The organism is Mesorhizobium sp. P2_F7, from assembly GCF_056403695.1.
The window spans coordinates 19212-28651 of sequence record NZ_JBFUFA010000025.1 but is presented as its reverse complement, the minus strand read 5'-3'; the positions used below and the strand labels follow the sequence as shown (position 1 = coordinate 28651).

The 9440-nt window shown below is 61.6% G+C and carries 9 protein-coding genes; 6 read left to right on the top strand and 3 right to left on the bottom strand.

The genetic code is table 11. The features are described 5' to 3' along the window. Nucleotides 1–1151 (top strand): porin (locus AC1DZ8_RS32890; RefSeq protein WP_477402373.1); only part of this gene is annotated, 1151 nt, incomplete at its 5' end. A 186-nt stretch (nucleotides 1152–1337) separates the two neighbouring features. Here the strand turns inward: AC1DZ8_RS32890 and AC1DZ8_RS32885 are convergent. Beyond that, nucleotides 1338–3017, bottom strand: a complete 1680-nt coding sequence (locus tag AC1DZ8_RS32885) for a tetratricopeptide repeat-containing sulfotransferase family protein (RefSeq protein WP_477309713.1) — start codon at nucleotides 3015–3017, stop codon at nucleotides 1338–1340. 108 nt (nucleotides 3018–3125) lie between these two features. Here AC1DZ8_RS32885 and AC1DZ8_RS32880 point away from each other — a divergent pair, with 108 nt between their 5' ends. Continuing rightward, nucleotides 3126–4238 (top strand): pyridoxal phosphate-dependent aminotransferase, encoded by a 1113-nt coding sequence (locus AC1DZ8_RS32880; RefSeq protein ID WP_477309714.1) that lies wholly within the window; start codon nucleotides 3126–3128, stop codon nucleotides 4236–4238. Between the two features lie 59 nt (nucleotides 4239–4297). Here the strand turns inward: AC1DZ8_RS32880 and AC1DZ8_RS32875 are convergent, their stop codons facing one another. After that, complete coding sequence (locus tag AC1DZ8_RS32875; RefSeq protein ID WP_477309715.1) at nucleotides 4298–4834, bottom strand: MarR family winged helix-turn-helix transcriptional regulator; 537 nt, start codon at nucleotides 4832–4834, stop codon at nucleotides 4298–4300. Between AC1DZ8_RS32875 and AC1DZ8_RS32870 the strand changes: the two genes are divergently transcribed. From AC1DZ8_RS32870 to AC1DZ8_RS32860, 3 genes are all read left to right on the top strand, one after another. Next, a complete protein-coding gene (locus AC1DZ8_RS32870) occupies nucleotides 4833–5315 on the top strand; it encodes an acylphosphatase (protein WP_477402370.1) in 483 nt (160 codons plus the stop codon). The two genes, AC1DZ8_RS32875 and AC1DZ8_RS32870, sit on opposite strands and share 2 nt — an antisense overlap. 75 nt (nucleotides 5316–5390) lie before the next feature. Then, the gene (locus tag AC1DZ8_RS32865; RefSeq protein ID WP_477309716.1) at nucleotides 5391–6035 is read left to right on the top strand and encodes a TetR/AcrR family transcriptional regulator; all 645 of its coding nucleotides are present in this window, start codon (nucleotides 5391–5393) and stop codon (nucleotides 6033–6035) included. After that, nucleotides 6004–7167, top strand: a complete 1164-nt coding sequence (locus AC1DZ8_RS32860) for an isovaleryl-CoA dehydrogenase (protein ID WP_477402368.1) — start codon at nucleotides 6004–6006, stop codon at nucleotides 7165–7167. The genes AC1DZ8_RS32865 and AC1DZ8_RS32860 overlap by 32 nt, the downstream gene beginning before the upstream one ends. 17 nt (nucleotides 7168–7184) lie before the next feature. Here AC1DZ8_RS32860 and AC1DZ8_RS32855 read toward each other — a convergent pair whose 3' ends face one another. Beyond that, nucleotides 7185–7577 carry a hypothetical protein gene (locus AC1DZ8_RS32855; RefSeq protein WP_477402366.1) on the bottom strand — a complete coding sequence of 131 codons (393 nt, stop codon included), beginning with the start codon at nucleotides 7575–7577 and terminating at the stop codon, nucleotides 7185–7187. A 255-nt stretch (nucleotides 7578–7832) separates the two neighbouring features. Here AC1DZ8_RS32855 and AC1DZ8_RS32850 point away from each other — a divergent pair, with 255 nt between their 5' ends. Further along, on the top strand, nucleotides 7833–9440 hold the full coding sequence (locus AC1DZ8_RS32850; protein WP_477309719.1) for a carboxyl transferase domain-containing protein: 1608 nt from the start codon (nucleotides 7833–7835) through the stop codon (nucleotides 9438–9440).

Genomic DNA, 9440 nt, shown 5'->3' with positions numbered 1-9440 from the left:
GCCTTCTTCTCGGCTCCGCTGCGGCCCTGATCGCAGTTTCCGGTGCGCGCGCCGCCGACGCCGTCGTCGTCGCCGAGCCGGAACCGGCTGAATACGTCAAGATTTGCGACGTTTACGGCTCGGGCTACTTCTACATCCCCGGCACCGAAACCTGCCTGCGCATCGGCGGCTATGTCCGTTACGACATCGGCGTCGGCGACGTCGGTTCGTTCGACGGTGCGAAGTCGTTCGACCATAAGGACGGCGACGAGCAGGATACCTTCTACAAGAACGCCCGCTTCACGTTGAAGACCTGGACCGGCCAGGAAACCGAACTCGGCACCTTGAAAACCTACACCGAAACCCGCTTCAACTTCGGCAACCGCAACAACTACGGCGGCTTCAGCACCTCCGGCGACCCGATCGGCAACCCGGCCGGCAACAAGAATGTCTCGCTGAACTTCGCCTGGATCCAACTCGGTGGTCTGCGCGTCGGTAAGGACGAATCGGCCTTCGATACGTTCATCGGCTACGCCGGCAGCGTCATCAACGATACGCTGGTCCCCTACGGCGATTTCGACACCAACGTCGTCCAGTACTACTTCGATGCCGGCAACGGCTTCTCGGCCGTGGTCTCGCTCGAAGAAGGCTCGGGCGTCGTCGGCACCATCGACAGCTATGTTCCGCATGTTGTCGGCGGCGTGAAGTACACGCAGGGCTGGGGCGCCATCACCGGCGTTGTCGCTTATGACAGCAACTACGAAGAAGTCGCCGGCAAGGTTCGTTTGGACATCACCCCGATGCAGAACCTGTCGCTGTTCATCATGGGCGGCTACGGCACCGACGACAACCTGACGGATACATCCTATGCGATCCCGGCCAACGGCCGCGGCTTCTACAAGCAGTGGGGCGGCAACTGGGCATTCTGGGGTGGCGGTACCTATACCATCAACGAGAAGACCTCGTTCAACACCCAGATCTCGTATGACGAATGGAAGAACCTCGGCGTCGCCGCGAACATCGCCTATGACGTTGTTCCTGGCCTGACGGTCACGGCCGAAGTCGACTACCTGCACGCAGGCAAGTTCGACGACGCCGACTTCTCCAACTTCACCAACGCCGACAAGAAGAACAGTGTCGGCGGCATGCTCCGCTTCCAGCGTTCGTTCTAAGACGCAGAGCCTGGCTCAAAATCGAACCCGGCGGGCAACCGCCGGGTTTTCTGCTGATACGCACCGACCATCATGTGCCTTGGTTCCAATCGGCAACATGGCAAATCGGCGCAGCGCCCCAACCATTCCGTGGCCACGGCTCGGGCGGCCGATGTGAATCGCCGATCCTGGTCGAGACAATACCTGTCAAACCTTAGCAAGGTCGCCCAATGACTCAATCAGCGACTGGATCTCGCTTTCGTAGTTCGTCCACTGCTTGACGGACGACGTATAGATCGGCTGGCGGACCTGCCAATTGCTATAGGTTTTCACGGAGCCGCCCCTGTCGAAAAAGCGCAAGCAGCTATCGTCCCAGGGTAGTCCGAGATATTCTATGAGACGGCGCGACTGCTTCTCTTGATTTTCAATCAACGTCTCATACCGGTTTTCGAAGATACGGCCCGGGAAAATCTTGTCCCAATGCCGCATCAGACGATCATACTCCCTGTAGTAAAGCCCCAGTGTCTCCAGATCGGCGCTATAGCTATGCCCTTCACTGAGTTGCAGGACAAAACAGGAGATGCAGTTGTCAATGGCGTCGCGACGACAATGAATGATGCGGGCGTTGGGGAAAAGGATGCCAATCAGGCCGACCAACTCGAAATTGTGAGGCATCTTGTCGACAATTCGAAGCGCATCAGGGGCCCGCTCGCGCAGGTAGGCAAGATGCTCCGCAGCCAGCGCCCTGGACAGCTGTGGAGTCATCGATGCGATCGCCTCACCCGGGCTTATGCCGGAACTAGACCTAAGACCGAGCCCATTCGATGTGCGTCTAAGCTTTGCTAACTCGCCAGCGCCATGAACATTGGGATGGCTGGCGCAGATCTGCTCAGTCAGTGTTGTGCCCGAGCGAGGCATCCCGACCACGAACACGGGCACCTCCGAGGCATTGCCAGAAGCTGACCTAGAAGCCACCAGATCCGGTGTAAAGGTTTCGATCAAGGCATCGACCCAACGACGGTAGGATTGCACATCGAAGCTCTGGCCGGCGGCTTGATTTCCTTTTTTGAAGTGATCCATCGCCTCCTTGTGGCGACGGAGGTCGTTGAGCAGCTTTCCGGCCGCATGATGGAGCGCCGCCGCTCCCTCGGATCCGTGGTCGGCGTTCTGAAGCTCGGTCAGGATCGCCGCGAGTTCTGGTGGCTCTTCAGTGAATTTGCGCGTGCGTACAAGTGCATTGTAGGCAGCAGGTACAGCGATGCGCCGATCTATTGCCTCTTTGAGACGAATGGCGGCTTCGTCCATACGGCCGAGGCTTGCCAGCGCACGAGGCAGCCCCAACCGGGCCTCGGGATAATCTCGGTCGATCCTGAGCGCCTTCTCAAAGAGCGGCAGCGCCATTTCGCCCTTGTCAAACGAATTGTATGCATCGCCCAAGGCGCAAAGGGCTTCCACCAGATCCGGCTTCAATGCCAGTGCGTACTGAATGTGTTCGATCGCAGGTGTAAACTCGCTGAGCCTCAAATAGGCTTGACCGAGGCTTAGGTGGTAGTAGGGATTTAGAGGCTCCTGCGCGATCGCTCGACCAAAATACCGCAGGACTTTTTCCTCGTCGTACCCGATCCCCAGCGTCCCCAGTATATAAAGGGCCAGCGGATGTTCGGGCGTTCTCGCCAGAACGCGATGACAGAGTTCTTCCGCCTCAGGCAATCGTTTCTCTTTCTGGAACTCGAGCGCCTGCCTCAACATCATATCGTCGGCCTGAGCGCGGGACGGAGCCGCCTGTGCGGGCCGAGGTTTCGGCTGCCCAACCTTCGGCGGCGCGCCCTTCGGCGCGGCTTGGGTTTTAAGATGCTTGGCCCAAGCGGGTGGCAATCGATTGCTCATCCTAGTTCGCTAGCAAAACGGATCGGTGAAATCCAGTGCGGCATTGTCATCTTGCGCCCAACATGCCTGCACGCTAGCAAGAAGGCCCATTTCTCGTGAGCCTTTGCCATGCGCCAGCGCCCTGCCCTCACGCCGCTTGTCGGCGCGCTTCCCTCTACGGTGCCGTTTGTCGGGCCTGAAGCGCAGGAGCGTGACCGCGGCCGCCCGTTTCGTGCTCGCATCGGCGCCAATGAGAGCAGTTTCGGGCCGTCGCCGCGCGTCATCGCCCGCATGGAGAGCGTTGCGCGTGACCAGTGGATGTATTGCGACCCCGACAATTACGATCTGAAGCAGGCCGCGGCCTGCCATCTCGGCGTTAGCGCCGAGAACGTCGTGGTGGGCGAAGGCATTGACGGGCTGCTCAGCCTGGTGGCGCGCATGTATGCGGCACCCGGCGACGCGGTGGTCACCTCGCTCGGCGCCTATCCGACCTTCAACTTCCACATCGCCGGTGTCGGCGGCCGGCTGGTCACCGTGCCTTACGAAAACGACAAGGAAAGCCTGGACGGCCTGCTCACAGCTGTCGCCAGGGAAAAAGCATCGCTGGTCTATCTCTCCAACCCCGACAATCCGATGGGCAGTTGGTGGGACGCGGGCGATATCTCCCGCTTCATCGAAGCGTTGCCGGAAACCACCATGCTGGTTCTCGACGAGGCCTATGGCGAGTTGGGGCCGGCCTCGGCACTGCCGCCGATCGATGTCGCGCGGCCCAATGTCATCCGCATGCGTACCTTCTCCAAGGCCTACGGGCTGGCCGGCATTCGCTGCGGTTACGCGGTGGCGGAGGCTGAGGTGATCCGCGATTTCGAGAAGATCCGCAACCATTACGGCGTTAGCCGCATGGCGCAGATCGCCGGCGTCGAAGCGCTTGCCGACCAGGACTGGTTGCACAGCGTGGTGGCGCGGGTCGCTGCCGGACGCACACGTATAGCGGGGATTGCCGAGACGAACGGACTGAAGCCGCTGCCGTCGGCGACCAATTTCGTCACCATAAACTGCGGCCAGGACGGCGCCTTCGCGCTGAAGGTGCTGCAAAACCTTTTGTCGCGCGACGTCTTCATCCGCAAGCCGATGGCGCCAGGGCTCGACCGCTGCATCCGGGTCAGCGTCGGCCTCGATCATGAGCTCGACATCCTTGCCGAGGAACTGCCCGGCGCGCTGGCGGCGGCGCGCGGGAACTAGACCGGACTGCCTGCGGCAAGCCTACTCAGCGGCGGCCTCGATCAGCAAGCGGATCGGCATCAGCCGACCGTCAGCAGAGCCTGCGAATCCTTCGCGCCACCACCGAGCAGCCGCGTGACGCGCTTCAGCGCATCTGAAAGCTCGGCCGCTTCATCATCGGCGAGGCCGGCAGTCAGACAGGCGAGGTCACGATTCGCCGCCGCCTGAAGCGTGCCCAGCGCGGCACTGCCTCGGGCGGTCAGCACCAGGATCCGCCGGCGCCGATCGTCCGGATCGGCACGCAGTTCGGTCAGGCCAACGGCCATGAATTTCCTCAGGGTCCGCATGAGATGGGCCGGCGGGAGCTGGAGTTGGCCGGCAAGGGCCGATGCGACAGGCGCAAGATCGAGATGGAAGGCCCTCGCCAAAAATCCCGATTCGCCGCCGGGGCCAGCAGAAGCGTCAGCTGGCCGGTGGCCGAGTTCGAACAGCACCCGGGCTTCGGCCAAAGTGTAGGCGCTCTGCGTCAGAGTCTCATCGAGCAGCCCGACCAGGCACGTATAGAACCTGTTGAAGCCGCGCATCTCGGCAACCAACGCATCTCGATCGGCTGGCATGTCGGCCACCTTTCCCAGAGGATTTCCGCAGTGCCCGATCTTTGTCGATTTAGTTGATTTAGTCAACTATTCACTGGACGATGTCATTCATCTCGAAGGTGCGAGCCGGGTTCCCGTCGACGCAGAGACAGTCCAGCCGTTCAAGCCTGTTGCTTTCGTTCGATCGTGCGCCAGACTCTATGCATGGGAGACGACGATGGATGATCGGCAAAGGGCAGTGCGGGCGCGCGTCCATGGCAAGGTGCAGGGCGTGGRCTACCGGGTGTGGGCGCGACGCGAAGCTATAGAGCTTGGCCTCGTAGGTTGGGTGCGCAACGAACGCGACGGCACGGTGACGGCCTGGATTGCCGGTGCCGATGCGGCGGTTTCGACAATGATCGAACGGCTGCGGCAAGGACCAAGGGGATCCTTGGTTTCAAAGGTCGAGATCGAGGAATTCGAACTCCGCGACGCGCCGATCGACTTTCGGATCATCGTATAGACGACACGATTCCCGATTGCTCACTTGAATTAATTGAACGTTCGTTTTATTCTTGCTCGATATTGGGAGGCATTCATGGCGCGCACCACCGGATCCGATGGTGAAAAGACGGAGGCGGCAGTCCGCGAGGCGGCGGTCAGCCTGATCGCGCGCTTCGGCTACGAGGCGATGTCGATGCGCCAGCTTGCGGCCGAAGTCGGCGTCCAGGCTGCCGCGCTCTACCGCTATTTTCCGACCAAGGAAGACCTTTTGTTCACGCTGATGCGCGAGCACATGGAAGGACTGATCAAGGCTTGGGACGCCGCACGCCCCGATGCCGCCGATCCGACGACGCGGCTTGCAGCCTATGTCGAAAACCACATCGCCTTCCACATCGAGCGCCGCCATTCCACCCATGTCTCGAACATGGAATTGCGCAGCCTGTCGCATGACCGGCTCACGCAGATTCTGCGTATGCGCACCGCTTATGAAAAGGAGTTGCGCGCCATCCTGCGCGAGGGGACAGAAACGGGCGCCTTCAGCATCGATGACACCGGGCTCACCGCCATGGCGCTGATCCAGATGATGACCGGCGTCATCGTCTGGTTCCGGCCGGGCGAGCGGCTGTCGATGGCTGAAGTCACGGCGACATATCTTTCAATGACAATGCGCCTGGTTGGCGCGAAGATCCATTTCGGGGAGGAACGGCATGTACACGAACACGCTCAGCTTCGGGCATGACGAAGACATCGAGGCACTGCGCGATCTGGTGCGCCGCTTCGCTCAGGAAAAAATAGCGCCGATCGCCGCCGAGATCGACCGCAGCAATCAATTCCCCATGCATTTGTGGAAAGAACTCGGCGCGCTCGGCCTGCTCGGCATCACCGCCGATCCCGATTTCGGCGGCAGCGGCATGGGGTATCTCGCCCATGTGATCGCGGTGGAAGAGATTTCCCGTGCTTCGGCCTCGGTCGGCCTCTCCTACGGCGCCCATTCGAACCTCTGCGTCAACCAGATCAACCGTTGGGCGACACCGGCGCAGAAGGAGAAATATCTGCCGGCGCTGTGTTCGGGTGAAAAGGTCGGCGCGCTCGCCATGTCGGAATCGGGCGCCGGCTCCGACGTCGTTTCGCTCAAATTACGCGCCGAAAAGCGCAACGACCGCTATGTGCTCAACGGCTCGAAAATGTGGATCACCAACGGTCCCGACGCCGAAACGCTGGTCGTGTACGCCAAGACCGATCCGGAACGGAAATCGCGCGGCATCACCGCCTTCATCGTCGAAAAGACGATGGCCGGCTTTTCGACGGCGCAAAAGCTGGACAAGCTCGGCATGCGCGGCTCCAACACCGGCGAACTGGTGTTCGACAATGTCGAGGTTCCCTACGACAATTTGCTGCATGAGGAAGGGCGTGGCGTCGAAGTGCTGATGTCGGGTCTCGACTATGAGCGCACCGTGCTTGCCGGCGGACCGATCGGACTGATGGCGGCGTGCCTGGATGTCGCGATCCCCTATGTGCATGAGCGCAAGCAGTTCGGGCAGCCGATCGGCGAGTTCCAGCTGGTGCAAGGCAAGCTGGCCGACATGTATTCGACGATGAACGCCGCGCGCGCCTATGTCTATGCGGTGGCAGCTGCCTGCGATCGCGGCCAGACGACGCGCAAGGACGCCGCCGGCTGCGTGCTGTTTGCCGCCGAAAAGGCGACGCTGATGGCGCTCGACGCCATCCAGCTGCTTGGCGGCAACGGCTACATCAACGACTGTCCGACCGGCCGGCTGTTGCGTGACGCCAAGCTCTACGAGATCGGCGCCGGCACCAGCGAGATCCGCCGCTGGCTGATCGGGCGCGAGATCATGGCGGAGGGGGTGTGATGCTCCCCTCCGCCATCTCAGGCGAATGCTCTCGGCAGTTGGTGCGTGGGCTTGGCGACGATCTGGTGCGCGTCGCGCCACAGAACCTTGCGCGGGCACTCCGAGGTGATCGATCGTACCGGCAAACCGCCCTCCTCGATCAGCCAGGCGCAATAGCGTGCACGGCTGATCGCTTCCCTGGCATCCGGATTGAACCAGCAGATGCCCCAAATCGGGTTGCGGCGCTTGAAATGCCGGCCAACCCGGCCCGGAAGCGGCAAATGCCGATTGAACCAGTCGAACTGGTCTCCCAGTTCACCATGGATCCAGTCCGGGCAGCCGGTTTGGTCGAGGTACCAGGCCGCATGAAAGAAGCCCGTCTCCACCCGGCTGTCGGGGTGGATCAACGGCGTAACAAATCGCACATACATGATGACACTCGCGGTGCTTGCACGCACCGCGTTCCTCTCGCTCGAATTCGGAATGTGGAAAGCCGCCCTCCGGCGGCGTTAGCCCATGGCCGAAGGGAGACAGCTTGTGAAATGCATATTCATGCTTTTCATCGTTGCCTCCGAGGAGTGTCAGTTGCCAGAGAACGCCGTATCCTGAACAAAGCCCACGGCGTTCCGGCGCGGGCTGATACAACGGTTCCGCTGCGGCATCAAGAGATTTGAGGAAGCGACAAGATGGCCACGCTCCAAACCCAGATCTCGCCCTCCACCGAAACCTTCCGCGCCAATGCCGAGCGCATGCGGGCGTTGGTTGCCGACATTGCGGACAAGGCGGCAAGCGTCGAGCGCGGCGGCTCGGACGAGGCGCGCGAGCGCCATGTTTCGCGCGGCAAGCTGTTGCCGCGCGAGCGGCTGGCGCAATTGCTCGACACCGGCTCGCCCTTCCTCGAGATCGGCCAGTTCGCGGCATGGTCGATGTATGGCGAGGAGATTTCCTCAGCCGGCATGATCGCGGGCGTCGGCCGTGTCGAAGGCACCGAGGTGATGGTTGTCGTCAACGACGCCACGGTGAAGGGTGGGACCTATTATCCGCTGACGGTGAAGAAGCATTTGCGGGCGCAGGAAATCGCACTGCAGAACAACCTGCCTTGCGTCTATCTCGTCGACAGCGGCGGCGCCAATCTGCCCAACCAGGACGAGGTGTTTCCCGACCGCGAGCATTTCGGCCGCATCTTCTACAACCAGGCCAACATGTCGGCGGCCGGCATCCCGCAGATCGCCTGCGTCATGGGCTCATGCACGGCAGGCGGAGCCTACGTGCCGGCAATGTCGGACGAGACGATCATGGTGCGCAACCAGGCGACCATTTTCCTCGGCGGCCCGCCGCTGGTGAAAGCTGCCACCGGCGAAGACGTCAGCGCCGAGGATCTGGGCGGCGCCGATGTGCACACCAGGCTGTCGGGCGTCGCCGACCACTATGCGCTGGACGACGAACATGCGCTGGCCATCTGCCGGCGCATCGTCAAAAACCTCAACCGGCGCAAGACCGTAAGCCTGACCTTACAGGAACCCACGCCGCCGCTTCACGATCCGCGTGAACTCTACGGCATCGTGCCGACCGATCTGCGCCAGCCCTATGATGTGCGCGAGGTGATCGCGCGCGTCGTCGACGGCTCCGAGTTCGACGAGTTCAAGCAGAATTACGGCACCACATTGGTCACCGGCTTTGCACATCTCCAAGGCATGCCGGTCGGCATCATCGCCAACAATGGCGTGCTGTTTTCGGAGAGCGCGCTGAAGGGCGCGCATTTCATCGAGCTGTGCTGCCAGCGCAAGATCCCGCTGATCTTCCTGCAGAACATCACCGGCTTCATGGTCGGGCGGAAATACGAAGCCGGCGGCATCGCCAAGGACGGCGCCAAGCTGGTGATGGCGGTCGCCACTGCGCGCGTGCCGAAGGTGACGATGATCATCGGCGGCTCGTTCGGCGCCGGCAATTACGGCATGTGCGGACGCGCCTATTCGCCGCGCTTCCTGTGGATGTGGCCGAACGCCCGCATTTCGGTGATGGGCGGCGAACAGGCGGCGACCGTGCTGGCCGTGGTCAAACGCGAGGGCATCGAGCGCAAGGGCGGCGAATGGAGCGCGGACGAGGAAGCAAAATTCAAGAAACCCATCCTGATGAAATACGAGCACGAGGGCCATCCGCTCTACTCTTCAGCGCGGCTGTGGGACGACGGCATCATCGATCCGGCGAAAACGCGCCAGGTGCTGGCGCTCAGCCTGTCGGCTGCGCTCAACGCCGACATCGAAGAAACGAAGTTCGGCGTGTTCAGGATGTAG

Excerpts from the sequence above, each read along its gene's own strand:
- AC1DZ8_RS32850 (WP_477309719.1), top strand. The coding sequence starts at position 7,833 with ATGGCCACGCTCCAAACCCAGATCTCGCCCTCCACCGAAACCTTCCGC.
- AC1DZ8_RS32875 (WP_477309715.1), bottom strand. The coding sequence starts at position 4,834 with ATGCCAGCCGATCGAGATGCGTTGGTTGCCGAGATGCGCGGCTTCAAC.
- AC1DZ8_RS32855 (WP_477402366.1), bottom strand. The coding sequence starts at position 7,577 with ATGTATGTGCGATTTGTTACGCCGTTGATCCACCCCGACAGCCGGGTG.
- AC1DZ8_RS32880 (WP_477309714.1), top strand. The coding sequence starts at position 3,126 with ATGCGCCAGCGCCCTGCCCTCACGCCGCTTGTCGGCGCGCTTCCCTCT.
- AC1DZ8_RS32865 (WP_477309716.1), top strand. The coding sequence starts at position 5,391 with ATGGCGCGCACCACCGGATCCGATGGTGAAAAGACGGAGGCGGCAGTC.
- AC1DZ8_RS32860 (WP_477402368.1), top strand. The coding sequence starts at position 6,004 with ATGTACACGAACACGCTCAGCTTCGGGCATGACGAAGACATCGAGGCA.
- AC1DZ8_RS32885 (WP_477309713.1), bottom strand. The coding sequence starts at position 3,017 with ATGAGCAATCGATTGCCACCCGCTTGGGCCAAGCATCTTAAAACCCAA.